The following is a 23,815-nucleotide window of genomic DNA, read 5'->3' as shown; positions in this document are numbered from 1 at the left end:
AGGGTCCGCCTTGCCTGCCAGGCGACGCCCGGGACCGTGTTGGCCAGGTCCGGCCGGCTCTTGGTGAGGGCGCGGATCGCGCGATAGAACGACCAAAGTTGCCGCGGGGTAGGGATTTTCGGTATCCACGCCAGCTCCCAGTGAATGCCGTTGATCGGGTCGTCGAAGAACACTGCGTAGTAGCCGGGCCAGTACTGCGAATACTCTTTCGGCTCATCGGTAACGGGAACACCCCGGTCCAGCAGAAACCCGCGATGGAAGCGGTCGACCTCTCCCCGGCTCCGCGCCCACAGCGCGATGTGGTTGATGCCGACCGCTTGGTCGTGGTGGGAAAGCTTCGCCCCGGTGCGGGCGGGCTGGATACCGATGTAGCTGTGCGGGTTCACATGCCGCGTCATGTAATACGTCGACTCGTATTCCATGTTGAGCGACGAAAAGCTGCTGTACCCGAGCCAGCCGAACAACGCGTCGTAGAACGCGATCGAGTCGTCGTAGTCGAGCACGGCGAACTCGACGTGACACACACCCCGCCACCGCATCAGGCTTTCTCCCGTATCTGCCGACCAGCCACGTTGAAGCTGAACTTCACCGGCGAACGGAACCATCCGCGCCCATGAGGTCTCATCATCTGTTCACAGCCGAGAGTGCGGCGACTACGCGCGCCGTACTGTAGAGCCGCACCCCGATACGGGCGAGATCGGCAAGCCTCTCATCGCTGGTCTGCGACACCGCATCGGTGGCAAGTGCTGTTCGAAAGTCGCGCTCGCTGGCATCGAACAATGTCGCGCGCGGGCAGTTCGGTAGGTTGCACCCGGCGACGAGCACCGTGTCGCAGCCCTCCCCGTGCAGCCACTCCTCGAGCTGAGTGCGATGAAATGCGCTCCAGCGAGGCTTGAACAGGATCACCTCTCTGCTCCCGACGTGCTGTAGGCGTCCCTCAGCAAGAAGCGCCGAATCGAGAGAAACCGCAGGTGGCAGGACCCCAGCGGCCGGCTCAGCGCCGCTCGAACCCGGCACGACGAGCCGGGCACCTTCCTCTACGGCCCGACGTCGAGGAAGGTCCACGTCCGATCCGCCCGGCTCATAGAGACGGACAACGTGAACGATGGGCCGCCCCGCCGACCGAAAAGCTCGGGCCAGCTCTATGACATTCGGAACGACGGATGACGTGCCGGGCACGGGAGAGGCACCCTCATCGAGGAAATCCCGTTGGAGGTCAATCACCACGAGCGCCGCTGCGCCCCAATGCGGCTCGGTGTAATCATCCATGATTTGCCTCCGACGCCCTCGGGATCGGCCACCCATTCGTCAACTTCATCGTCGCAGATGCAGAACGGCCGCCCGACACCCTGTCGAACCGGAACTCCGCCGGATCCCGTCGGCGGCCGCCCCAACCAACTGGGTGAGTGCGTGGTTACATGTATCAGCCTGGCCGCCTGACCCCCAAAGTCGGCGACGCAGGTTCAGTCCAGTCACCTTCGCCTGTCGAAGTTCAGGAGAAATCATGGCCGATGCCGATGCCGCAGCGATCCGAGCGACGCGAGGCAACTGGATCAGCGAGCACCTCGACACCTACCTGGCCTCCGGTGGCGCACGGGGCCACATCATGGATGTGAGTGCGGTCGGTGGCCGCGAGATGACGACGCATTGCCTGATCAGGTGCGTGGGCCGGAAGTCGGGGAAGGTATATGTCAGGCCATTGATCTACGGCAATTTCGGTGGCGAGGTCGTGATCGTCGCGTCAAAGGGGGGCGCCGATGCGCATCCGGGGTGGTATCTGAATCTCCTGGAGAGCGACACGATCGGCGTGCAGATCGCAACCCAAGCATTCGAGGCGACGTGGCGGGAACCCGAAGGCGAAGAGCGCCATCAAGTCTGGGCATACATGGCGCACCTGTACCCGCCGTACATCACGTATCAGCAGTCGACCAGCCGCCAAATCCCGCTGGTGATGTTGACGCTCGGACGGCCGGTCGACGTCTTCACCGCGGACAGTTCCTCAACCGCCTAACGAGCTGCGGCTTCGCTCTAGACGTTGAACCGGAACTCCACCAGATCGCGTCAGCGATAAACGTCACGCCGGTGTGCGATGTGGATGATTCTGACGACCACGTGGTCCTCGAAAACCCGATATATGACTCGGAACTCGCCGCGCCGAGCCGAATACCGACCCTCAAGCTGACCACGAAGTGGCTTACCAACGCGGTAGGGATTTTCGGCTAGCGGTCCTCGGATGAATTCCCAACACGCGACGGCGACGGATTCGGGCAGCGATTCGGTGAGCGCCCGTTTCGCAGCTGCGGTCAGTTCAATTCGGTAGCTCAACGTGGGAGCCGGCCGGTGGCGCGCATCTCCTCGGTCACTTCGTCCAGCGTGAAGATCTCGTCATCCTGCTCAGCCGCTCGAACCTCGCGCATCAAATTCGAGTCGCTGAGGATGGCCAGCGTTTCCATGATCGAGTCATAGTCTTCGGCACTCAGGATCACCGCAGCACGGCGCCCCTGTCGAGTCACTTCGATGCGTTGGTGCGTGCGCACCGCCTCATCGACGAGTTTGGAGAGGTTTGCGCGGACCTCGGCGAGCGGCAGCGTCGTCATGTACAGAATTCTAGCGTGATGCGTTACGCCCGAATAGCCGTCGCGAGGGTTCTGTGGATCCAGACGACTTCGACCTAGAGTGCATTCACTGATTCGGTGCTTCAATCATCGGCGTGGCAGACAGAGCGCCGAACGTTTGGATAAGGCCCTACTGGGATGAGTTCTTGGAAGACGGACACTCCGCCAGGAGCGTCGACCCTGCGTCGTCACGCCGCGCATATCAGCACTGGCACTTAGCCGAGGAACTATCACAAACAGTCGCCCCAAACGACATAGTCCGAGGCACGATTGTGCAAAAGCTCTGGAATGCAGTCGATTCGAGAGTGCGCCTACTGCATGAGCTGTATCAACTCCGACAACTTGCCCGGACTCTCGGATGGGAGTCGGACAAACCAAATCTTCTCGAAATTCTTGCGCGCCTTGGACTCGTACGACCACTTGCACTCCAACAGCTGCAAGCAATTCGAAACTCGGTAGAGCACGCTGACCGCGGAGCGCCAGCCCACGACGCGTGCCTCAATTTTGTCGACATCGTGTGGTATTTCTTGCGCTCAACCGACCTCTTCGCCTCTCGCGTCATCACCAGCTTCGGTCTGGCTGGCGGACACAGCGACGGCGCTGGCGAGAATCCCTATTTCGCCTCGTTCGATTTCGAAGACCGCAACTGGCTGCCCGAGTTTCACGGGCGGTTACCTTCGACGGACGTAAGTGAGCTCATGTCAGACGAGGCACTACCTATTCGGCTGGAAAACCTACGAGAAATCGATGCCGACACTATTTATGTCACGGGACAGGTCGTGCCGCCGACGCCCATGCTCTTCGACCTCGTCCGGCGCTATTTCTTGGTAGACCTTCCGGATCACTTCCGGCCAGTGGACGACCTCTCGCGTCGGTAATTAGCGATTTAGGTCATACGTTGAACCTGAACTCCACCGCATTAAGTCACCGAGCAACGTCTCGGCGAGACAGGTAGCGCAGGTGAACGGTGCCGTCGTCGAAAAGGCTGTGCCCGGCGAGAATCAGATCCTGGCGCACGCCGTCAGGCAGGGCACGTAAGCCTCCGCCCACCATCTTCGGCACCACGAAGAACTGGAACTCGTCGATGAGGCCAGCCCGGATCGCAGCGGCCGCGGTGGTGGGCCCGAAGATCTCGACTACGCCCTCGGCCTGCGCGACGATCCGCTTCAATTCGGCCAAGCGCAGATCGGGTACCAGGCGGACACGGTCCGACTCGATCCCCTCGTGCGTCAGCGTCGACGAAACCACCACCTTGTGGATGCCTCGCCAGCGCTGGGCGAACTCCCGTTCCGCCGCGGCCCACTCTTCGTCCGCTGGATCGGTCTCCCAGTACTGCATCAGCGCGTAAGTCTTCCGCCCTAACACTTCGGTCGACACCTCAGCCATGCGGTCGACATGCGCGGCGAACACCGGATCGCTCGGTGCCGACCACTGGAAGTCGCCGCTGCCGTCGGCAACGTAGCCGTCGAGAGAGACCGTCGCGGTGTAACAGAGGGTTCCCACGGTATTAAGGACCTCCGCGATCGACAGAACTCATCGAGCCTCAGACGTTGAAGCGGAACTCCACCACGTCGCCGTCGGCCATGACGTAGTCCTTGCCCTCCATCCGGACCTTGCCGGCCGCCTTGGCCGCCGCCATGGAACCGGCGGCGACCAGGTCGTCAAAGGACACGATCTCGGCCTTGATGAAGCCCTTTTCGAAATCGGTGTGGATCACCCCGGCCGCCTTCGGCGCGGTGTCGCCCTGGTGAATCACCCACGCCCGCGCCTCTTTTGGGCCCGCGGTCAGGTACGTCTGCAGCTTGAGGGTGTGAAAGCCGGCGCGGGCCAGCGCGTCGAGACCGCGTTCGCTCTGCCCGATCGATTCCAGCAGTTCGGCCGCCGACTCGTCGTCGAGCTCGTTCAGCTCGGCTTCGATGGCCGCGTCCAAGAACACCGCGTCGGCCGGCGCCACCAGCTGCCGCAGCTCGGCGACCCGCGCCGCGTCGGTCAGCACCGCCTCGTCGGCGTTGAAGACGTACAGAAACGGTTTGGTGGTCAATAGGTTCAGCTCCCGCAGCAGCGACGCGTCCACACCGGCACCGAACAGCGTCCTGCCGCCGTTCAAGGTCTCCTGGGCTGCGACGGCCGCGTCGTACACCGGCCGGCGTTCCTTATTGGTGCGAGCCTCTTTTTCCAGCCGCGGCAGGGCACGCTCGAGCGTCTGCAGGTCGGCCAGGATGAGCTCGGTCTCGACGACCTCGATATCCGACCTCGGATCCACCTCACCGGCCACGTGGGTCACGTCGTCGTCGGAGAACACCCTGACCACCTGACAGATGGCGTCGCATTCGCGGATGTGGGCCAGGAACTTGTTGCCCAGGCCCGCGCCCTCGGACGCGCCCTTGACCAGGCCGGCGATGTCGACGAACGTCACCGGCGCCGGGACGGTGCGCTCGGAGCCGAACAGCTCGGCCAGCTTGTCCAGGCGCGGATCGGGCAGCGGAACGACCCCCTCGTTCGGTTCGATCGTCGCGAACGGATAGTTGGCCGCCACCACGTCGTTGTGGGTCAGCGCGTTGAACAGAGTCGACTTACCGACGTTGGGCAGACCCACGATTCCCAGGCTCAGGCTCACAGGGACCCAAGTCTAGGGGTCAGCGGCGGCGCGGGCCGCCATGGACCTTTCGCGGGCCGCTCACGAGTAGGGCCATGGCACGCCCGGGATCGCTACGAGGTATTTACGGGGCTTTCGGCCCATTGCCGGTACGGTCTACATGTGTCAGGACAGCGGCCGAAGTCGGCGGTGGAGCCATCCCACCGTTCGATCCACCCGAATATCCCAGGTATCCCGTGGTATGCCGCCCTGCTCCTCGCCGTCACCGCCACCGCGATCGGTTACGGAATCGACGCCGGCCACAAGGAGCTGACCCATGTCTTCGCCGGCTTCTATATAGCCGGCTGCGTGGCCGCGGTGCTGGCGGTGCGCCAGGACGGGCTGTTCACCGCGATCATCCAGCCCCCGCTGATACTTTTCTGCGCGGTGCCCGGCGCCTACTGGTTGTTCCACGACGCCAAAGTCGGCCATCTCAAGGACCTGCTGATCAACTGCGGCTATCCGCTCATCGAACGCTTCCCGCTGATGCTGGGAACCGCCGGCGTCGTGCTGCTGATCGGGCTGGTCAGGTGGTATTTCGGCATGTCGCAGCGGACGACCGCCGACCCGAAGACCTCCGACGACGCCGAGTCCGCCGACGTGAAGTCCGTGGTCAGCGGGATCATCGCCAAACTGCGCGACATGTGGCATCCGGAGTCCGACGCCGAGGACGCCGACGACGTGGCCCCCGCCAGGGCGCGGCGCGACCGCGGGGCCGGCAGCTCGTCCCGCGCCCGCCGCACGGCGCGCAGCGACCGGTCCGCCGCGCGTTCCGCCCGAGCCCGTTCCCGGCATTCCCGGGAACCGCTGGACGACGGGGCCGAACCCGGCGAACGGCGCTCGAGTCGGAGAAGCTCGGCGACCGCCCGGGACTACGACGCCGCGGAACCGCCCCGGCGCGCGCGGCGCCGCCCCAGGCCGGACGCGGATTCGGATCCGCGCGGCCAATCGCCCCGGGAAGGCCGACGGGAACCGCGCACCCGCCGCAGCCCCTACGAGCGGCCCGCGCCGCGGAGCAGCCGATTCGACGGCTATGACCCGTACGACCCGCCCGGGGCCTCGGAGCACTTCGGTCGGTATGACAGCTACGACCGCTATGAACCGACGTATGAGCCGAGGCGGCGCCGCCCCGCCGCGAACGGCAACAACGGGACGCATCACCCCATCTCGCAGGTCCGCTACCGGGGGGCCGGCGCGGCGGACGAGCCGGCGGCCGATCGGCGCCCGGAGCGCCGCAACCGCTCACGGACGTATGGGCGGCCGCAGCGGCCCCCGACGGAATCCTGGGAATACGACGCCTGAGCGCCCAGCGCGGCTACAGCAGTGACCGGATCTCGCGCGGCAGCGCGAACACCAGGGTTTCCTGGGCCGTGGTGACCGGCTGCACCACGTCGAAGCCGTAGTCGGCGAGCCGCTCGAGGACACCACGCACCAAGACCTCGGGGACGGAGGCGCCGGAGGTCACGCCCACGGTGGTCACCCCGTCCAACCAGGCGGGGTCGATGTCGTCGGCCCAGTCCACCAGGTGGGCGGCCCCTGCCCCGCCGCCCAGGGCCACCTCGACCAGCCGCACGGAGTTCGACGAATTCTGCGAGCCGACGACGATCACCAGCTGGCACTCCGGGGCCATCGCCTTGACGGCGACCTGCCGGTTCTGGGTGGCATAGCAAATGTCGTCGCTGGGCGGGTCCTGCAACTTCGGGAACCGTTGCCGCAGCCGGTCGACGATCTCCATGGTCTCGTCGACCGACAGCGTGGTCTGCGACAGCCAGACCACCTTGTTCTCGTCCCGGACCGTCACGTTGTCGACCGCGGCGACCCCGTCTACCAGCTGCACGTGGTCGGGCGCTTCCCCGGAGGTCCCGATGACCTCTTCGTGGCCCTCGTGCCCGATCAGCAGGATGTCGTAGTCGTTGCGGGCGAACCGGCGGGCCTCGTTGTGCACCTTGGTCACCAGCGGGCAGGTGGCGTCGATGGTCTTCAGGTTGCGTGCGGCGGCCGCGGCGTACACCGTCGGCGCGACCCCGTGCGCGGAGAACACCACGATGGACCCCTCGGGCACCTCGTCGGTCTCCTCGACGAACACGGCGCCGGCCTTTTCCAGCGTGCTCACCACGTGCCGGTTGTGCACGATCTCGTGGCGCACATACACCGGTGCGCCGTGCTTCTCCAGCGCGCGTTCGACCGTCTCGACGGCCCTGTCCACCCCCGCGCAATAGCCACGCGGCTCGGCCAGAAGCACTCGCTTGCGGGCTGGATCGGTGGCTACCGAGCTGGACGCACCGGGAATTCCCATGTCGACAGTCGGCGGCATGACACCCAGGGTACGTTCCGCGGACACGGGGTCGCCAGCTCGCGCCGGCGCGCTTGGAGTTAGCCGCCGCTTGAGGCAGTCTTGGTCCCATGGCTCACGCACCGTATGGAGTTCGGCTGCTGGTCGGCGCGGCGACAGTCGCCGTCGAGGAGACGCTGAAGCTGCCGAAGACCATCCTCATGTACCCGATGACGTTGGCCAGTCAGGCGGCGCACCTGGTGATGGTTTTTCAGCAGAACCTGGCCGAGCTGGTGATCAAGGGCGACAGCACCCTGGAGAGCATCTTCCCGCCGAAGGACGAGCAGCCGGAATGGGCGACCTTCGACGAGGACCTGCCCGATGCGGTAGAAGCGCCCGGCACCGAGCCCGGTGCCGGCGAAGGCGACCGCCGAACCGAGGGCCGGTTCGCGTTGTACTCGCTCGCCGACGCCGCGTCCGATGCGGCCCCGTTGAAGCAGGGCAGGAAATCCGAGGACGCGCCGGCGGCTCCGCAACCGTCGGTGGTGACCGAGCTGGATTACGCGACGCTGACGCTGGCGCAGCTGCGGGCGCGCCTGCAGTCGCTGAGCGTCGACGAACTCGAAGCCCTGCTGGCCTACGAGCAGGCCACCAAAGCCCGCGCTCCGTTCCAGACCCTGCTGGCCAACAGGATCACCCGCGCGAACGCGAAGTGACCCCGGCCGCACATTCCGAACCCAACTCCGCCGAGAACCCGTTTCCGGTGCGCGCGGTGGCCATTCGCGTCGCCGGCTGGATCGACAAGCTCGGCACCGTGTGGGTCGAGGGGCAGCTGGCCCAGATCAGCGCGCGGCCCGATTCCAAGACGGTGTTCATGGTGTTGCGCGACCCGGCCGCCGACATGTCGCTGAGCGTGACCTGTTCGCGCGACCTGGTGGCCAACGCGCCGGTGAAGCTGACCGAGGGCACGCAGGTGGTGGTCTGCGGCAAGCCGTCGTTCTACACCGGCCGGGGCACCTTCTCGTTGCGGCTGTCCGAGATTCGTGCCGTCGGCGTGGGCGAGCTGCTGGCCCGCATCGATCGGCTGCGCCGGCTGCTGGACGCCGAAGGGCTCTTCGACCCCCGGCTCAAGCGACCAATCCCCTTCCTGCCCAACATGATCGGGCTGATCACCGGGCGGGCCAGCGCCGCCGAACGCGATGTGACAACCGTGGCAACCGGACGCTGGCCCGGGGTGCGCTTCGCCGTGCGTAACACCGCGGTCCAGGGCCCCAACGCGGTGGCGCAGATCGTCGAGGCGCTCTACGAACTCGACCGCCACGTCGAGGTCGACGTCATCGTGGTGGCCCGGGGCGGCGGCAGCGTCGAGGACCTGCTGCCGTTCTCCGACGAGACGCTGTGCCGCGCCATCGCCGCCTGCCGCACCCCGGTGATCAGCGCGGTCGGTCACGAACCCGACAACCCGCTGTGTGACCTGGTGGCCGATGTGCGCGCCGCCACCCCCACCGACGCGGCGAAGAAGGTGGTGCCCGACACCGCCGCCGAGCAGCGCCTGATCGACGACCTGCGCCGGCGAAGCGCGCAGGCCCTGCGCAACTGGGTGTCTCGCGAACAACGCGCCCTGGCCCAGGTCCGCAGCCGGCCGGTGCTCGCCGAACCGTTGAGCGCACTGACGGCGCGCGCCGACGAGATCCACCGCGCCCGCTCGGCGATCCGCCGCGACATCACCCGCCTGGCCGCCGCCGAGACGGAGCGCGTCGGTCACCTCAGCGCGCAGCTGGCGACGCTGGGCCCGGCGGCGACACTGGCCCGCGGCTATGCCGTGGTGCAGGCGGTGCCGGCCTCCGGGCCGCCGGTGGTGCTGCGGTCGACGGCCGATGCCCCGGCGGGCAGCCGGCTGCGGGTCCGGGTTGCCGACGGCGCGGTCGCCGCCGTGAGCGAGGGGCCGACCGATGGCCGATAAAGTGCCCGACAAAGGAGACCAGTCAATTACGCCCATTAGTAGCCTGGGCTACGAAGCGTGCCGTGACGAGCTGATAGAGGTCGTCCGTCAGCTGGAGCAGGGCGGCCTGGATCTAGATGCGTCGCTGACGCTATGGGAAAGGGGCGAGGAACTCGCAAGACGCTGTGAGGAGCACTTAGCTGGCGCCCGCAAGCGGATCGAGGATGCGCTCGCGGCCGGCCAGCCGGACGACGCCTGATTTGGCCATTCAACGAAAGTTTGAGCCGTGACTTTTTTTCAAATTGGAACACGTTTCAGTTATGCTGCGGCCCATGGCTGATGCATCACTGACCACCGAACTCGGCCGCGTCCTGGTCACCGGCGGCTCCGGGTTCGTCGGCGCCAACCTGGTCACCACACTGCTGGACCGCGGGTATCGGGTGCGGTCGTTCGACCGTGCGCCGTCACCGCTCGCACCGCACCCGCAGCTGGAGGTGCTCGAGGGGGACATCACCGACACGGCGGTGTGCGCGCAAGCGGTGGACGGCATCGACACGGTCTTCCACACCGCGGCGATCATCGACCTGATGGGCGGCGCGTCGGTGACCGACGCGTACCGGCAGCGCAGCTTCGCGGTCAACGTCGGCGGCACCGAAAACCTCGTGCACGCCGGGCAGGCGGCCGGGGTGAAGCGATTCGTCTACACCTCGTCCAACAGCGTCGTGATGGGCGGCCAGAACATTCCCGGCGGGGACGAGACCCTGCCCTACACCGACCGGTTCAACGACCTGTACACCGAGACGAAGGTCGTCGCCGAGCGATTCGTGCTGTCGCAGAACGGTGTTGGCGGGATGCTGACGTGTGCGATCCGGCCCAGCGGCATCTGGGGCCGCGGGGACCAGACGATGTTCCGCCGGTTGTTCGAAAGCGTGATCGCCGGCCACGTCAAGGTGCTGATCGGCCGCAAGTCGGCGCGGCTGGACAACTCCTACGTGCACAACCTGATTCACGGCTTCATCCTGGCCGCCGAGCACCTCGTCCCCGGGGGCACCGCTCCCGGCCAGGCGTACTTCATCAACGATGACGAACCCATCAACATGTTCGAGTTCGCGCGGCCGGTGGTCGAGGCCTGCGGGGTGAGCTGGCCCCGGGTCCGGGTCAACGGCCCGATGGTCCGCGCGGCGATGACCGGCTGGCAGCGGCTGCATTTCCGATTCGGCATACCCGCTCCGCTGCTCGAGCCGCTGGCCGTCGAGCGGCTGTATCTGGACAACTACTTCTCGATCGCCAAGGCGCGCCGCGACCTCGGCTATGAGCCGCTGTTCACCACCGAGCAGGCGATGTCGCAATGCCTGCCCTACTACGTCGACATGTTCCGGCGCATGAAGGACGAAGCGCAGCAAGGCAATACCGCTGCCAAGCCGACGGTCTAACCCGCCCTTACCGAAAGCCCACCATCTCACTGCCCCACGCGGCGCGGATGCGCGCGTCGACATCGCACGCGACGGTGTCACGCTTGTCGATGATCAGGCACGCGCGATCGGCCGCGCGGTAGGACGTCCAGTCCGGCTCGCCGTCCGGACCCGCGGGCTCTGACCGTGCGGCGAAGTTTACCCACCTCGTCCGCATTCTCTTGGACACCGCCTTGGCGGTCGCGGCACCGCCGAGCTTCAGTGTGGGGTCCTTCGGACCGCCGAGATTGCCCCAGACATAAGGCAACTCGGTCGCGTGAGCGGCGTTGACCAACAGCAGCTTCAGCAGCGGGGTCGCGTAGTCGAAACGGTACAGATACACCGGGGCGACGCGGGAGTGCCCCTCGGCCAGCCACACCGACGGCATCCGGAACCCGACGTCGGTCGCGATGCTCAAACTCCTTGCCCTGCGCCGCAATCGCGAATAGGCCGACCCGATCTGCTCCTCGGTGGGCAGTTGTAGGTCGGGTTGTTCGGCGGCGATCTGATCGAACATCGACGTGATCGCGCGGGGGGTGATCGGCATCAGCCGTGAGCGCATCAACCGAAACAGCGCCGCCTCGTGCCGGTTGGTGCCGATGATCAACGGGACGGGAAGCGAGCGGCCCTCCTGCACTCGCTTGACCGGGTAGTCGTCCAGCAGCTCGCCGTCGATGATCGGGACGAACGCCAGAATCCCCGGATTACGCACGGGCACTTCGTCGAAGACCTCTTGGGAGGCGGCCAGCAGCACCGCGGTGGGCACGGTCGGCAACCGGTCCGCATCGACGTCGAGCCGCTCGAGGACCGTCTCGGCCACCCGCTCCGCCCTGCGCCGGTCGTACACCGACGTGGCCGGCGAGCTCTGGGCGATCGCGCGGGCGAACAGGCCCTCGGCTGCCGGGCAGGCCAGGAGGGTCGTCACGATCCCCGCACCGGCGGATTCGCCGAACAGCGTGACGTTGCGGGGATCCCCGCCGAACGCGGCGATGTTGTCGCGCACCCACGTCAGCGCCGCGAGCACGTCGCGCAGTCCGACGTTGGAATCGAACCGCCGCCGCGAGGTGGTGAATGACGACAGGTCCATGAAACCGAGCGCTCCGACGCGGTAATTGACCGTCACCACGACGACGTCGCCGCCGCTGACCAACCGGCGACCGTCGTACAACGCCTGGCTGCCCGAGCCCAGGACGTAAGCCCCGCCGTGCAGCCAGACCATCACCGGCTTGCGGTCACCCGGCTGGGTGCCGGACGACGCCCAGACGTTCAGCCGGAGGCAGTCCTCGCCCTGCGGCGCGCCCAGGTCGAGCGGCATGTTGGGAAAGACGGGTTGCGGGCAGGCCGGCCCGTAGCGGGTGGCGTCGGCGACCTGGGTCCACCGCTGGGGCGGCTGCGGCGCCCGGAACCGCAGGTCGCCGACGGGCGGCGCGGCGTAGCGGATGCCCTTCCAGGCTCGGGCGTGGCCGAGGTCCGCGCCCCGGACCGGGCCGTAGCCGGTGTCGACGACGAGAGTGTCACTCGGCATGCGGTTGCCTAGGTGAGCCTCTGGGTGAGGAACTCGATCACCCGCTTGCGGGCCTCGTAAGCCGGCTGTCCGTCGACTTCGCGAACCTCGTCGGTCAGCACCGAATGCGCCATTTTGCCGAAACCGCCCACGTTGCCCGGGCTCGAATCGATCTCGATCACCTCGAACGCGTCGCCCAGTCGCTGTTTGAGCACCGCAAAGCGTTCGCGGGGGACGGCGCTGTCCTCGCTGAACCGCAGGCCCATCGCGCACAGGCCGTCGTTCGCGGCGCGCTCGGCCACGGTGGCCAGTTCGGCTTCGCTCAGTCCCGGATCCTGGCGGCGCGCGCGACCCAGCGGCAGCGGTACCGACGGCTGCGAGAGCACCGGGGCCAGGACGGCGTCGTCGACCGCCGCGGCCAGCGCGAAGCCGCCCGTGAAGCACTGGCCGATCACGCCGACCCCCTTGCCCGGCGTCGACGCGTTCAGGTCACGCGCCAGCGCCCGCAGGAACAACGACACGGGCCGCTGCTTGTTCGTCGCGAACGCCGCGAATTCCTTTGCCACGCACGCCCGGCTGATGCTCGCGGCGATATAACCGACCGTCTTGGCCCTGCCCGGCTCGCCGAACAGCGACGGCATGGCGACGGTGAAGCCGTTGTCCACCAGATGATTGCCCAGGGCCAGCACGCCGGGATGGATTCCGGGGATCTCGGGGATCAGGACCACGCCCGGCCCGCTGCCCTTGCGGTAGACGTCATGGGTGTAGCCGCCGCCGGTGAACGGCGCCACCGACCATCCGGACAGATCCGCTTGGGGTGCAGTCACACTCGGCCCTTCCTCAGCGCGGGGGGAGCGGCGGTTGGGATTGCGTCGCCGAAGCCAGCGTACGGAACTGATCGGTGTTTCCGGCACCCGTAATCGCGATTTGGGTGGCACCGGACGGGCCGGTGAGCCGGGTGGTCCACACCGGCTCCGCGTCCGCCCCGCTCTGGCCGGCGCCGTTGTAGACCACCCAGTTCGTCCCCGCGACGTCGACCGTTCCGGCCGGATACGCCGAGGAATGGATCGAACCCACCAGCTTGTCCTCGTCGGCGTTGCTCTGGGTGAGGCTCAGATACATTCCGGTCGGGCTGATGTAGCCGACGATCGAGGTGGGCGCGTTCACCCGCTGACCGGTCGCCGGGTCGGTGCGGCCGCCCTGGATGCCGCCGCGGCTGCCCGAGTTGGCCTGCCAGCCGGCGGGCAGCTTGGGCAGCCGGACGGGGAAGCCGAGGGTCGCGGCATCGGCCCGCAGAGCTGTTGCCGCGTCGTAGGACGGCACCACACCCTGGTGGTTGCCGGGCTGAAACGAGCACATGCCCACCAGGCCCGCCAGCAGGATGCAGCCGAGCACCAACGGCATCAGCGACCAGAACATGTCGCGGCCGTCCTGCAACAACCGCGGTTTGGCGGGCCGTGGAACGGGCCCCGGCACGGCCCCGGCCACCAAGGCCGGCTCGCCCGTGACGGGGGCGTCCGAGCTGGCGTTCAGCGGCGACTCTTCGGTCATCCCCCGAGTATCCCAGTTCCAGCAGACCGATCCGCTTCTGGGACAATCACCAACCATGACAGTTGAGGGCGACGGCCCATCCGGACGTCCACGTGGTGAAGCCCCGGACCGCAACCTGGCCCTGGAACTGGTCCGGGTGACCGAGGCCGGTGCCATGGCCGCCGGCCGCTGGGTGGGCCGCGGCGACAAGGAGGGCGGCGACGGCGCGGCCGTCGACGCGATGCGCGAGCTGGTGAACACGGTGTCGATGCGCGGCGTCGTGGTGATCGGCGAGGGCGAGAAGGACAACGCGCCGATGCTCTACAACGGCGAGGACGTCGGCAACGGCGACGGCCCGGAGTGCGACTTCGCCGTGGACCCGATCGACGGCACCACGCTGATGAGCAAGGGCATGCCCAACGCGATCTCGGTGCTGGCGGTGGCCGAGCGCGGCGCGATGTTCGACCCATCGGCCGTGTTCTACATGAACAAGATCGCCGTCGGGCCCGAGGCGGCCCATGTGCTGGACATCACCCAGCCGATCTCCGAGAACGTGCGCGCGGTCGCCAAGGCGAAGAACCTGTCCGTGCGGGACATGACCGTGTGCATCCTGGACCGCCCCCGGCACGCCCAGCTGATCGAGGACGTCCGGGCGACCGGGGCGCGCATCCGGCTGATCACCGACGGCGACGTCGCCGGGGCGATCTCGGCCTGCCGGTACCTCTCCGGCACCGACATGCTGGCCGGGATCGGTGGCACGCCGGAGGGCATCATCGCCGCCGCCGCCATCCGCTGCATGGGCGGCGCGATCCAGGCGCAGCTGGCGCCGAAGGACGACGAGGAGCGCCAGAAGGCGATCGACGCCGGCCACGACGTCGACCGGGTGCTGACCACCGAGGACCTGGTGTCCGGAGAGAATGTCTTCTTCTGCGCCACCGGGGTCACCAACGGCGACCTGCTCAAGGGCGTGCAGTACTACCCCGGCGGCTGCACGACGCAGTCGATCGTGATGCGGTCGAAGTCGGGCACCGTGCGCATGATCGAGGCCTACCACCGGCTCTCGAAACTCAACGAATACTCCGCCATCGACTTCACCGGGGACAGCACCGCCGCCTATCCCCTGCCCTAGACCGAGAATCACGCCTGAAACGACAAGGACAGTTACCTATGGCCTTTGATGCCACCGATACCGAATACCGCATCGAACACGACACCATGGGCGAGGTCCGGGTGCCCGCAAAGGCGTTGTGGCGCGCGCAAACCCAGCGCGCGGTGGAGAACTTCCCGATCTCGGGCCGCGGTTTGGAGCGCACCCAGATCCGCGCGCTGGGTCTGCTCAAGGGGGCCTGCGCACAAGTCAACAAGGACCTCGGATTGCTGGCGCCGGAGAAGGCGGACGCGATCATCGCCGCCGCCGCCGAGATCGCCGACGGCCTGCACGACGACCAATTCCCCATCGACGTCTTCCAGACCGGGTCGGGCACCAGCTCGAACATGAACACCAACGAGGTGATCGCGAGCATCGCGGCCAAAAACGGTGTCACGGTGCACCCCAACGACGACGTCAACATGTCCCAGTCGTCCAACGACACCTTCCCGACCGCCACGCACATCGCGGCCACCGAGGCCGCGGTGCGCCACCTGATCCCGGCGCTGGAGGTGCTGCACGACGCGCTCGCCGGCAAGGCCCGCGAGTGGCACACGGTGGTCAAGTCGGGCCGCACGCACCTGATGGACGCCGTTCCGGTGACCCTGGGCCAGGAGTTCAGCGGCTACGCCCGCCAGATCGAGGCGGGGATCGAGCGGGTGCGCGCCACCCTGCCGCGGCTGGGCGAGCTGGCGATCGGCGGGACCGCGGTGGGCACCGGCCTCAACGCCCCCGACGGCTTCGGCACCAAGGTGGTCGAGACGTTGATCGCCTCCACAGGTCTGGGCGAATTGCGCACCGCCACCAACTCGTTCGAGGCGCAGGCCGCGCGCGACGGCCTGGTCGAGGCCTCCGGCGCGCTGCGCACCATCGCCGTGTCGCTGACCAAGATCGCCAACGACATCCGCTGGATGGGATCCGGCCCGCTGACCGGGCTGGCCGAGATCCAGCTGCCGGACCTGCAGCCGGGCAGCTCGATCATGCCGGGTAAGGTGAATCCTGTTCTGCCGGAAGCGGTTACGCAGGTGGCCGCGCAGGTGATCGGCAACGACGCGGCGGTCGCCGTCGGTGGTTTGAGTGGCGCATTCGAGCTCAACGTCTACATCCCGATGATGGCCCGCAACGTCCTCGAGTCGTTCAAGCTGCTGACCAACGTGTCGCGGTTGTTCGCCGAGCGCTGCATCATCGGGCTGCGGGCCAACGTCGATCACCTGCGCGAGCTGGCCGAGTCGTCGCCGTCGATCGTGACGCCGCTGAACTCGGCGATCGGCTACGAGGAGGCGGCCGCGGTGGCCAAGCAGGCCCTCAAGGAACGCAAGACGATTCGCCAGACCGTGATCGACCGCGGCCTGATCGGCGACAAGCTGTCGGAGGAAGAGCTGGACCGCCGCCTGGACGTCTTGGCGATGGCCAAGGTCAAGCCGGAAGCCTAGGCGGGGTGGTGCAGCGATGACGGCTCCGCCCGGCGGCCCCTACGATCAGGGCCCCTACGGCCAGGGTCCCTACGGCAACCCGTATGGGCAGCAACCGTATTGGGGAGGCCAGCCGCAGGGCGGCCCGCAACCGTACCCGCCGACCGGCCCCTACCCGTATCCACCGCCGGGGTATCCGCATGCCGGGCAGCAGTTCCCGCCCGGGCCCTATCCACCCGGGCCGCCACCGGGCGGCCCCGGCTCGAAGCTGCCGTGGCTGATCATCGGTGGTCTGGTCGTCCTGGCCGTGATCGCGCTGGTGGCCACCCTGATCGTGATGCGGGGCGGCAGCCACGGCAAGTCCGCGACCGCCGCGCCCTCGACGTCCAGCACCACCGCCAGCCAGCCGAGGGGTCAGCAGACCGCCACCGATTGCACCCCTAACGTGTCCGGCGGCGAGATGCCCAGGACGGACTCGATCACCGCAGGCAAGCTGTCGTTCCCGGCCTCTGCCGTGCCCCCCAACTGGACGGTGTTCTCCGACGACCAGGACCCGAACCTCATCGGAGCGGTCGGCGTCGCCCAGGATGTGCCGGGCGCCAATCAGTGGATGATGACGGCCGAGGTGGGCGTGACGAACTTCGCGGCCAGCATGGACGTCACCGCCCAGGCGTCGAAGTTGCTGCAGTGCATCGCCAACGGGCCGGGCTATGCGAACGCGTCGCCGACGCTGGGCCCGACGAAGACCTCGTCGATCACCGTCGACGGAACCAAGGCCGCCCGCGCGGACGCCGACGTCACGATCGCCGACCCCAGCCGCAACGTCAAGGGCGACTCCGTCACCGTCATCGCCGTCGACACCAAGCCGGCCACCGTCTTCATCGGCAGCACGCCCATCGGTGACACCGCGTCGGCGGACATCATCGGGCGGATCATCGCCGCGCTCAAGGTCAACAAGTCCTGAGCCGGCTCCCGGCGGCCAGTCCAGCTAGCCGGCCGGCGCCGAGACGTGGGTGGCTTCGGACCGCCCCCGCAGGACGGTGGAATAGCACTCCGCCCAATGCCTTCCCTCGGCTTCGCCGGCCCGCTCGATGGCCGCCGCCGCGCACAGGATGCGCCGGTCGGCGGTCTTGGCGAGATCGGCCAGCCGGGCGGCCTCGTTGACCGCGTCGCCGATCACCGTGTACTCATAGCGGTTCTCGGCGCCGATGTTGCCGGCGAAGACGGGGCCGGCCGAGACGCCGATGCCGAAATCGACCGGAAGCCGGCGCAGCTGGGCGCCCAGGGCGCGGGCGGTGGCCAAGGCCGCCGACGCCGGCTCGCCGGCCGGTAGCGGCACCCCGAAGACGGCCAGCGCGGCGTCCCCGGCGAATTTGTTGACCAGCCCGCGGTTTTCGTCGACGGTGCCGACGACGATGCGGAAGAAGTCGTTGAGAACCTCGGCGACCTCCTGCGGGGGACGGCTTTCCGCCAGCTGCGTCGAACCCACCAGGTCGATGTAGAGGACCGCCGCCTCGACCACGTCTCCCGACAGTGTTGCGCCCTCCTCGAGGGCGCGCTGGGCGACGTCGGTCCCGACGTGGCGCCCGAACAGGTCGCGCAACCGCTCCCGCTCGGCCAGCCCGGCCACCATCCGGTTGAATCCCGTTTGCAGACGCCCGATCTGGGACCGTTCATATGCCCCGACGTAGGTTCCGATGCGGCCGCGCTCGACCTCCGCCATGGCGTCGACGACCTCCCCCAGCGGGTCGGAGATGGATCGCGCCGTCAAGATCATGGTCGGCAGCCCGAGCACCAGCGCGGCCAGCGCGACCACCAGGATCGGGACATCCAGCGACGCGGACTTCTCGATCAGCCATCCGTAGGAGCGAAGCACGACCAGCGTCGCGATCACCCCGATGGGGAAGGCGCTGGACAAGAACCACAGCAGGACCAGACGCGCGTACACCCCGGGCACGGCCAACCGTGGCTCACAGCCCAGGGTGGCGGCGCGCATGATGGGGCGCAGGACGCGCTGCGCCAGCAGCATCGCGGTACCGGCGGCGGCCGGCCCGCCCAGCAGCGCGCCGAGCGCAATGGGCAGCAGCAGCTGGGCCCCGCCACCGAGATTGAGCAGCATGAAGATGCCACCGCTGGCGGCCCATGCCCCGAACAGGATGGCCGACTGGCGCCCGGGCAGCTTCAGCGCGATTTCCCGCTGCTGCTGGTCGGGTTCGGCCCCGGACGCGTACCAACGCAGCGTCGGGGTGATGCTCAGGACGCCGGCGGACGCGACGGCGGCGATGCCCAGCAGAACGAGCGCCACCACCGCCGCCGGATTGGTTTGGGCGAAGTCGACGTTGGCCGCGACGGAGGTGTGGCCGCGCAGCGGGATCAGGATGGCGGCCGCCTCGACGACGGCCAGCACGTACGAGCACGCGAGGTCGGCCCCGTATTCGATCGCCAACCGGCGGGCGGACTTTCGCTGCCCCACCGGCGCTTGCGGGCGCCACTTCCCCAGCCGAGTGGCCACGCGTGCCCGCAAGCCCGTGCTAGGCACCGTTGTTCGGCCCGCCGGAGTTCTGGCCCGGGATGTCGGTGATCGGGAAGTTGGGCATCGGCTTGGGCGACGACGTGTTGGGCAGCGTCGGGATATCGCCGGGCGGGATGTCGTGGAGTTCGTTCGCGGGTGGCCCGTTCTCGCGGCTGCCGTAGCTGCTGCCCGGCGCCCGGGGGCCCAGGAGTTCGCTGACCGTCACCATCCGGTAGCCGTTGGCCTTGAGCACCGGGATGAACTGGTAGATCAGGTCGACGGTGCTCGAGTAGGTGTCATGGAACAGCACCACCGAACCCGGCTTGGTGTAGGTCATCAGCATGTACCGCGTCGCCGCCGTGTTCGAGTCGTTCGCCCAGTCGAAAGGGATGACGTCCCAAAGGATTTCGGCGAGCCCGAACTTGGCGGCGGTCTGCCGGACCGCGTCGGTGGACAGCCCGCCGGCAGGCCGGTAGATGGAAGGCGTCCGCCCGGTGGCGGCGGTGATCGCGTCATTGGCCTTGGCGAACTGGGGCGCGATGTCCTCCGGTGGGATCGTCGCCATGTTGGGGTGCTCCCAGGTGTGGCTGCCGATCTCCATCCCCGCGTCGGCCACCTGCTTGGCCCCCGCGGGGTTGGCCGCCACCTTGTTGCCGATCTCGAAGAACGTCGCCTTGGCGTCGTTGTCCTTCAGGATCTGCAGCAACCGGGCATCGAAGGGGCTGGGCCCGTCGTCGAAGGTCAGCGCCACACACTTGACCACCGCGCAGCTGAGGTTGTCGGCGCGCGTCACGTGACCGGTCAGTCCGCCGATCACCAGCACGGCGACGGCAGCGACGACACCGACCACCGTGCGCCAATAGCGCCAGGCCTGGTTGTCGGGTCTTTTCGGCACGGTAAGAGCCTACCCACCGCGAGACTGCAACTAGCGACGTGTTTCGCGAGTGGAGGCGTCGCGGAATACAGTTTCGCGGCCCACGAGGCGCGTCACTGCGGTCCGGCGATCTCCTCGAGCATCTCGGTCACCAGCGCCGCAATCGGTGACCGCTCGCTGCGCAACAGGGTGATGTGGGCGAACAGCGGGTGACCTTTGAGCTTCTCGATCACCGCTGCGACACCGTCGTGCCGGCCGACGCGCAGGTTGTCGCGCTGGGCGATGTCGTGCGTCAGCACCACGCGCGACCCCGCGCCCAGCCTGGACAACACCGTCAGCAACACGTTGCGCTCCAGGGACTGGGCCTCGTCGACGATGACGAACGAGTCGTGCAGCGAGCGGCCCCGGATGTGGGTCAGCGGAAGCACCTCGAGCATGCCGCGGGACAGCACCTCCTCGAGCACGGCCGGGCTGGCCAGGCCCTCGAGCGTGTCGAAGACCGCCTGCGCCCAGGGACCCATCTTTTCGCTCTCGCTGCCGGGCAGGTAGCCCAGCTCCTGGCCGCCCACGGCGTACAGCGGGCGGAAGACCACCACTTTGCGCTGGGTCCGCCGTTCCAGCACGGCCTCCAGGCCCGCGCACAACGCCAGCGCCGACTTCCCGGTGCCGGCCTTGCCGCCCAGCGAGACGATGCCCACCGATTCGTCGAGGAGCAGGTCGAGCGCCACCCGCTGCTCGGCGGAACGGCCCCGCAGGCCGAACGCCTCGCGGTCGCCGCGGACCAGCTGAACCCGCTTGTCGGCATTGACCCGGCCCAGCGCGTGCGAGCTGCCGCCGAGCAGGCGAATACCCGTGTGGCAGGGCAGGTCTCGCGCCTCGGCCAGATCGATCTCGCCCTCGGCGAACAGCGCGTCGATGTCCTCGGTGGCCGTCTCGATCTCCCGCATCCCCGACCACCCGGAGGCCACCACGTCTTGCGCGTGATACTCGTCGGCGGCCAGCCCCACCGCGGCGGCCTTGACGCGAAGCGGAATGTCCTTGCTGACCAACGTGACTCGCTTGCCCTCGGCGGCCAGGTTGGCGGCGCAACTCAGGATCCGGCAGTCGTTGTTATCGCTGCGGAAACCGGCGGGCAGCACCGCGGGGTCCGTGTGGTTGAGTTCGACGTGCAGCGTGCCGCCTTGCGCCCCAACGGGAATGGGCTGATCGAGCCGTCCGTGCACGAGCCGGAGGTCGTCGAACAGACGCAGCGCCTGCCGGGCGAACCACCCCAGCTCGTGGTGATGCCGTTTGGCCTCCAGTTCGCTGATCACCACCAGCGGAACCACCACCTCGTGCTCGGCGAACCGGCTGCACGCCCACGGGTCGGACAGCAGCACGGAGGTGTCGATCACGTAGGTCCGGATTTCGGTCACGTAGCGCTCCTCGAGCGGGATGAGCCCGCGCGGACCCGCACAGGCATGTCGGCGGGAACTGCGACACCAGGACCGGGGCCGGTCCTTCCGTTGTGGTGACGGGAGGTGCCGCCCTGGCAGCAGAGCATGACGCTGACCATCGAGATCGACGCTACTCTCGTCGCCGCTTCGCAGCAGCGCAGGCGCGCCGACGACTAAGTCGCCACGCGCGAAGATCGGGCTAGCCGATGACGAACTGCTTGAGGGCGGGCTCGTCGGCCACACCCCATGCGGTGATGCGATCCGAGATCGCCTGCCGCAGCTGCTGTTGGTCGAAGATGCCCGCATCGGCGACGTTGCGCAGCTTGTCCCGATAGGAGTCGATGTCGGCGCCCGGCACCTGCAGGTCGGCCGCGCGTGCCGCGATGGCCGCGATGGTCTCGTCGCGGGTGTACTGCAGGCAGTGCTCGACGAGGTTGGAGAAGAACAGCTCGTGGCGCCGCTCGTCGCGCGCGATCCGGTCGATCAGCCCGGCCAGGATGGGCTCCTCGAGCTGCGCCGCGAGGTTCTCGCAGAAGACGGCGTGCGTGCGCTCGGTGAACGCCATGTACACCAGGGTTTCGACCTGCGTGTACGTGTCGGCGCGGTAGCCCTTCATGACGTACTGGACCCGGGCCTCCTCGTTGGCGGTCGGGTCGACCTCGCGGGTGACCACCAGGTACTCGCGCAGCGCAATCGCGTGCAGGTGCTCCTCGGCGGTCCAGCGGCCCAGCCAGCGGCCCCACCAGTCTTCGAGGATGAAGTGCTCGACGAGCTCACGGTGATGGCCGGCGAGGTTGTCCTTGAGCAGCAGCAGGATCTCGCAGGCGTCCGTGTACTTCCGGGGCAGCGTCGCATCGGACGGTTCCCAGTCACGTCCGCCCAGGAATGCGAAGTTCTCGCCCCGGTCGAACGGCACGTAGTCGTGAGCGAACCAGAGTTCCTCGGTGCTCAGATGCCGGTCCATGTTGGCTTCGCACACCGGCTCGAGTTCCAGGGTCAGCGCGTTAGCTACAGGTTTCTGTGCCATGCGGTTACTGTAACTTGCATACACAGGTTCGTGAAATCGCTTGCGCCGTGTCGCGACAACTGGTGACTTTGGTCCCTAAACCGGTCCGGCCCGCGGTCAGCGGTCGACCAGCGTCCACTCCTCGAGACCGCCGTACAGCGGGAAATCCCTGGCCAGCCGCGTCACCCGCTGCCGCAGGGCGGACAGGTCCGCGGCGGTCCCCGCGGCCAACGCTGTGGCGATGACGTCGGCGACCTCGGCGAACTCCGCATCACCGAAGCCGCGGGTCGCCAGCGCCGGCGTGCCCACCCGCAGGCCCGACGTCACCATCGGCGGCCGCGGGTCGTTGGGTACCGCGTTGCGGTTGACCGTGATGCCGATCTCGTGCAGCAGGTCCTCGGCGGCCTTGCCGTCCAGCGGGGAGTCGCGCAGGTCCACCAACACCAGGTGGACGTCGGTGCCGCCGCTGACCACCGACACACCGGCCTTGGCCACGTCGGGGGCGGTCAACCGTTCGGCGAGGATCCGCGCGCCGGACAGCGTGCGCTGCTGCCGGTCGGCGAACTCGGGGGTGCCGGCGATCTTGAGCGCGACGGCCTTGCCCGCGATGACGTGCATCAGCGGGCCGCCCTGCTGGCCGGGGAACACCGCGGAGTTGACGGACTTGGCGTACTCCTGCTTGCCCAGGATCAGGCCGGAACGCGGGCCGCCCAGCGTCTTGTGCACGGTGGTGGACACCACGTCCGCGTGCGGCACGGGCGAGGGGTGCAGCCCGACGGCGACCAGGCCGGCGAAGTGCGCCATGTCCACCCACAGCTTGGCGCCGACCTCGTCGGCGATCGACCGGAACGCCGCGAAGTCCAGGATCCGCGGGTATGCCGACCATCCGGCGATGATGACCTGCGGGCGAAACTCGAGGGCCTTGGCCCGCACCGCGTCCATGTCCACCAGGTGCGTCACGGGATCCACACCGTAGAAACCGGTTTCGTAGAGCTTGCCGGAGAAGTTCAGTTTCATCCCGTGGGTGAGGTGCCCGCCGTTGGCGAGGTCGAGGCCCAGCAGCCGCTCCCCCGGCGTCATCAGCGCCTGCAGCACCGCGGCGTTGGCCTGCGCGCCCGAATGCGGCTGCACGTTGGCGAAGTCGGCGCCGAAGAGCGCCTTCGCGCGGTCCCGGGCGATGTTCTCGACGACGTCGACGTACTCGCAACCGCCGTAGTAGCGCCGGCCGGGCAGGCCCTCGGCGTACTTGTTGGTCAGCACGCTGCCCTGGGCCTGCAGCACCGAGCGCGGCACGAAGTTCTCGGAGGCGATCATCTCCAGGGTGTCGCGCTGACGGCCCAGCTCCTTGCCGAGCAATTCGGCGATGTCGGGATCGACCGCGGCGAGCGGCGCGGACATCACGGACGTGGAGGGGCGGGCGTCGGGTGCAGCAGTCACGGGGCCAGTCTATCGAGCCATGGTTTAGCCAGCCCAGCCGTC

At 67.9% G+C, this 23,815-nt stretch carries 25 protein-coding genes; 10 read left to right on the top strand and 15 right to left on the bottom strand.

Annotation, left to right across the window (positions count from 1 at the left end; translation table 11 throughout):
* Both A5713_RS06450 and A5713_RS06445 read right to left on the bottom strand, forming a co-directional pair.
* A partial coding sequence (locus A5713_RS06450; protein WP_068093743.1) for a VOC family protein occupies positions 1–539 on the bottom strand: 539 nt, incomplete at its 3' end.
* A gap of 85 nt (positions 540–624) precedes the next feature.
* Positions 625–1,269 (bottom strand): cysteine hydrolase family protein, encoded by a 645-nt coding sequence (locus A5713_RS06445; RefSeq protein WP_068093739.1) that lies wholly within the window; start codon positions 1,267–1,269, stop codon positions 625–627.
* A gap of 235 nt (positions 1,270–1,504) precedes the next feature.
* Between A5713_RS06445 and A5713_RS06440 the strand changes: the two genes are divergently transcribed.
* Positions 1,505–2,011: a nitroreductase/quinone reductase family protein gene (locus tag A5713_RS06440; protein WP_068093737.1), complete on the top strand. Its 507-nt coding sequence runs from the start codon at positions 1,505–1,507 to the stop codon at positions 2,009–2,011.
* A gap of 50 nt (positions 2,012–2,061) precedes the next feature.
* Here A5713_RS06440 and A5713_RS27360 read toward each other — a convergent pair whose 3' ends face one another.
* On the bottom strand, positions 2,062–2,325 hold the full coding sequence (locus A5713_RS27360) for a type II toxin-antitoxin system RelE/ParE family toxin (RefSeq protein WP_082962333.1): 264 nt from the start codon (positions 2,323–2,325) through the stop codon (positions 2,062–2,064).
* On the bottom strand, positions 2,322–2,597 hold the full coding sequence (locus A5713_RS06435) for a type II toxin-antitoxin system Phd/YefM family antitoxin (RefSeq protein WP_068093735.1): 276 nt from the start codon (positions 2,595–2,597) through the stop codon (positions 2,322–2,324). Before A5713_RS06435 ends, A5713_RS27360 begins: the two co-directional genes overlap by 4 nt.
* Before the next feature lie 533 nt (positions 2,598–3,130).
* On the opposite strand from A5713_RS06435, the gene A5713_RS06430 reads away from it, so the two are divergent.
* Positions 3,131–3,493, top strand: coding sequence for a hypothetical protein (locus A5713_RS06430; RefSeq protein ID WP_067924572.1), 363 nt, complete (start codon positions 3,131–3,133; stop codon positions 3,491–3,493).
* 46 nt (positions 3,494–3,539) lie between these two features.
* Here A5713_RS06430 and A5713_RS06425 read toward each other — a convergent pair whose 3' ends face one another.
* Positions 3,540–4,118 (bottom strand): dihydrofolate reductase family protein, encoded by a 579-nt coding sequence (locus A5713_RS06425; RefSeq protein ID WP_067924570.1) that lies wholly within the window; start codon positions 4,116–4,118, stop codon positions 3,540–3,542.
* A 40-nt stretch (positions 4,119–4,158) separates the two neighbouring features.
* The gene (ychF, locus tag A5713_RS06420) at positions 4,159–5,232 is read right to left on the bottom strand and encodes a redox-regulated ATPase YchF (protein ID WP_068093733.1); all 1,074 of its coding nucleotides are present in this window, start codon (positions 5,230–5,232) and stop codon (positions 4,159–4,161) included.
* Positions 5,233–5,373: 141 nt separating this feature from the next.
* On the opposite strand from ychF, the gene A5713_RS06415 reads away from it, so the two are divergent.
* On the top strand, positions 5,374–6,552 hold the full coding sequence (locus A5713_RS06415; RefSeq protein ID WP_197516310.1) for a DUF6542 domain-containing protein: 1,179 nt from the start codon (positions 5,374–5,376) through the stop codon (positions 6,550–6,552).
* A 13-nt stretch (positions 6,553–6,565) separates the two neighbouring features.
* Here the strand turns inward: A5713_RS06415 and A5713_RS06410 are convergent, their stop codons facing one another.
* Positions 6,566–7,564 carry a 4-hydroxy-3-methylbut-2-enyl diphosphate reductase gene (locus tag A5713_RS06410; RefSeq protein ID WP_067924564.1) on the bottom strand — a complete coding sequence of 333 codons (999 nt, stop codon included), beginning with the start codon at positions 7,562–7,564 and terminating at the stop codon, positions 6,566–6,568.
* A gap of 89 nt (positions 7,565–7,653) precedes the next feature.
* Here A5713_RS06410 and A5713_RS06405 point away from each other — a divergent pair, with 89 nt between their 5' ends.
* The 4 genes from A5713_RS06405 (at position 7,654) to A5713_RS06390 (ending at position 10,897) form a co-directional block, all read left to right on the top strand.
* Positions 7,654–8,238 carry a lipid droplet-associated protein gene (locus A5713_RS06405; RefSeq protein ID WP_068051834.1) on the top strand — a complete coding sequence of 195 codons (585 nt, stop codon included), beginning with the start codon at positions 7,654–7,656 and terminating at the stop codon, positions 8,236–8,238.
* Positions 8,235–9,485, top strand: coding sequence for an exodeoxyribonuclease VII large subunit (gene xseA, locus A5713_RS06400; RefSeq protein WP_068093728.1), 1,251 nt, complete (start codon positions 8,235–8,237; stop codon positions 9,483–9,485). The genes A5713_RS06405 and xseA overlap by 4 nt, the downstream gene beginning before the upstream one ends.
* Complete coding sequence (locus tag A5713_RS06395) at positions 9,475–9,723, top strand: exodeoxyribonuclease VII small subunit (protein ID WP_067916819.1); 249 nt, start codon at positions 9,475–9,477, stop codon at positions 9,721–9,723. Before xseA ends, A5713_RS06395 begins: the two co-directional genes overlap by 11 nt.
* Before the next feature lie 61 nt (positions 9,724–9,784).
* On the top strand, positions 9,785–10,897 hold the full coding sequence (locus tag A5713_RS06390) for an NAD-dependent epimerase/dehydratase family protein (RefSeq protein WP_068058510.1): 1,113 nt from the start codon (positions 9,785–9,787) through the stop codon (positions 10,895–10,897).
* Between the two features lie 7 nt (positions 10,898–10,904).
* On the opposite strand, the gene A5713_RS06385 is transcribed toward A5713_RS06390, so the two are convergent.
* From A5713_RS06385 to A5713_RS06375, 3 genes are read right to left on the bottom strand one after another with little or no spacing between them, the layout of a single operon-like run.
* Positions 10,905–12,440, bottom strand: a complete 1,536-nt coding sequence (locus tag A5713_RS06385; protein WP_068093727.1) for a carboxylesterase/lipase family protein — start codon at positions 12,438–12,440, stop codon at positions 10,905–10,907.
* An 8-nt stretch (positions 12,441–12,448) separates the two neighbouring features.
* A complete protein-coding gene (locus A5713_RS06380) occupies positions 12,449–13,246 on the bottom strand; it encodes a dienelactone hydrolase family protein (protein ID WP_068058506.1) in 798 nt (265 codons plus the stop codon).
* 13 nt (positions 13,247–13,259) lie between these two features.
* Positions 13,260–13,970 (bottom strand): DUF4245 domain-containing protein, encoded by a 711-nt coding sequence (locus A5713_RS06375; RefSeq protein WP_068058504.1) that lies wholly within the window; start codon positions 13,968–13,970, stop codon positions 13,260–13,262.
* A 55-nt stretch (positions 13,971–14,025) separates the two neighbouring features.
* On the opposite strand from A5713_RS06375, the gene glpX reads away from it, so the two are divergent.
* Genes glpX through A5713_RS06360 form a run of 3 tightly spaced genes read left to right on the top strand, consistent with a single transcriptional unit; the run spans position 14,026 to position 17,472 of the window.
* The gene (gene glpX, locus A5713_RS06370; protein ID WP_067916828.1) at positions 14,026–15,078 is read left to right on the top strand and encodes a class II fructose-bisphosphatase; all 1,053 of its coding nucleotides are present in this window, start codon (positions 14,026–14,028) and stop codon (positions 15,076–15,078) included.
* A 38-nt stretch (positions 15,079–15,116) separates the two neighbouring features.
* Positions 15,117–16,529 carry a class II fumarate hydratase gene (locus A5713_RS06365; protein ID WP_068093725.1) on the top strand — a complete coding sequence of 471 codons (1,413 nt, stop codon included), beginning with the start codon at positions 15,117–15,119 and terminating at the stop codon, positions 16,527–16,529.
* A 16-nt stretch (positions 16,530–16,545) separates the two neighbouring features.
* On the top strand, positions 16,546–17,472 hold the full coding sequence (locus tag A5713_RS06360; RefSeq protein WP_068093724.1) for a hypothetical protein: 927 nt from the start codon (positions 16,546–16,548) through the stop codon (positions 17,470–17,472).
* Between the two features lie 24 nt (positions 17,473–17,496).
* Here the strand turns inward: A5713_RS06360 and A5713_RS06355 are convergent, their stop codons facing one another.
* The 5 genes from A5713_RS06355 to glyA all read right to left on the bottom strand — a co-directional run bounded on the left by A5713_RS06355 (position 17,497) and on the right by glyA (position 23,734).
* A complete protein-coding gene (locus A5713_RS06355) occupies positions 17,497–18,954 on the bottom strand; it encodes an adenylate/guanylate cyclase domain-containing protein (protein ID WP_082962860.1) in 1,458 nt (485 codons plus the stop codon).
* Between the two features lie 85 nt (positions 18,955–19,039).
* The gene (locus A5713_RS06350) at positions 19,040–19,915 is read right to left on the bottom strand and encodes a polysaccharide deacetylase family protein (RefSeq protein WP_067916835.1); all 876 of its coding nucleotides are present in this window, start codon (positions 19,913–19,915) and stop codon (positions 19,040–19,042) included.
* Between the two features lie 92 nt (positions 19,916–20,007).
* A complete protein-coding gene (locus A5713_RS06345) occupies positions 20,008–21,309 on the bottom strand; it encodes a PhoH family protein (RefSeq protein WP_055404939.1) in 1,302 nt (433 codons plus the stop codon).
* 220 nt (positions 21,310–21,529) lie between these two features.
* On the bottom strand, positions 21,530–22,357 hold the full coding sequence (locus A5713_RS06340; protein WP_067916837.1) for an acyl-ACP desaturase: 828 nt from the start codon (positions 22,355–22,357) through the stop codon (positions 21,530–21,532).
* A 96-nt stretch (positions 22,358–22,453) separates the two neighbouring features.
* A complete protein-coding gene (gene glyA / locus A5713_RS06335) occupies positions 22,454–23,734 on the bottom strand; it encodes a serine hydroxymethyltransferase (RefSeq protein ID WP_067916839.1) in 1,281 nt (426 codons plus the stop codon).
* Positions 23,735–23,815 lie beyond the last annotated feature (81 nt).

Origin of the sequence: Mycobacterium sp. E2497, assembly GCF_001668695.1 — a bacterium.
Classification (GTDB): Bacteria; Actinomycetota; Actinomycetes; order Mycobacteriales; family Mycobacteriaceae; genus Mycobacterium.
The sequence above is the reverse complement of the archived record's forward strand: the minus strand, read 5'-3'. Positions and strand labels throughout refer to the sequence as shown.

Coding starts and splice junctions, on each gene's coding strand:
- A5713_RS06445 (WP_068093739.1), bottom strand. CDS start 1,269: ATGGATGATTACACCGAGCCGCATTGGGGCGCAGCGGCGCTCGTGGTG.
- A5713_RS06440 (WP_068093737.1), top strand. CDS start 1,505: ATGGCCGATGCCGATGCCGCAGCGATCCGAGCGACGCGAGGCAACTGG.
- A5713_RS06435 (WP_068093735.1), bottom strand. CDS start 2,597: ATGACGACGCTGCCGCTCGCCGAGGTCCGCGCAAACCTCTCCAAACTC.
- A5713_RS06410 (WP_067924564.1), bottom strand. CDS start 7,564: ATGCCGCCGACTGTCGACATGGGAATTCCCGGTGCGTCCAGCTCGGTA.
- A5713_RS06405 (WP_068051834.1), top strand. CDS start 7,654: ATGGCTCACGCACCGTATGGAGTTCGGCTGCTGGTCGGCGCGGCGACA.
- A5713_RS06395 (WP_067916819.1), top strand. CDS start 9,475: ATGGCCGATAAAGTGCCCGACAAAGGAGACCAGTCAATTACGCCCATT.
- A5713_RS06390 (WP_068058510.1), top strand. CDS start 9,785: ATGCTGCGGCCCATGGCTGATGCATCACTGACCACCGAACTCGGCCGC.
- A5713_RS06385 (WP_068093727.1), bottom strand. CDS start 12,440: ATGCCGAGTGACACTCTCGTCGTCGACACCGGCTACGGCCCGGTCCGG.
- A5713_RS06375 (WP_068058504.1), bottom strand. CDS start 13,970: ATGACCGAAGAGTCGCCGCTGAACGCCAGCTCGGACGCCCCCGTCACG.
- glpX (WP_067916828.1), top strand. CDS start 14,026: ATGACAGTTGAGGGCGACGGCCCATCCGGACGTCCACGTGGTGAAGCC.
- A5713_RS06365 (WP_068093725.1), top strand. CDS start 15,117: ATGGCCTTTGATGCCACCGATACCGAATACCGCATCGAACACGACACC.
- A5713_RS06360 (WP_068093724.1), top strand. CDS start 16,546: ATGACGGCTCCGCCCGGCGGCCCCTACGATCAGGGCCCCTACGGCCAG.
- A5713_RS06340 (WP_067916837.1), bottom strand. CDS start 22,357: ATGGCACAGAAACCTGTAGCTAACGCGCTGACCCTGGAACTCGAGCCG.
- glyA (WP_067916839.1), bottom strand. CDS start 23,734: ATGTCCGCGCCGCTCGCCGCGGTCGATCCCGACATCGCCGAATTGCTC.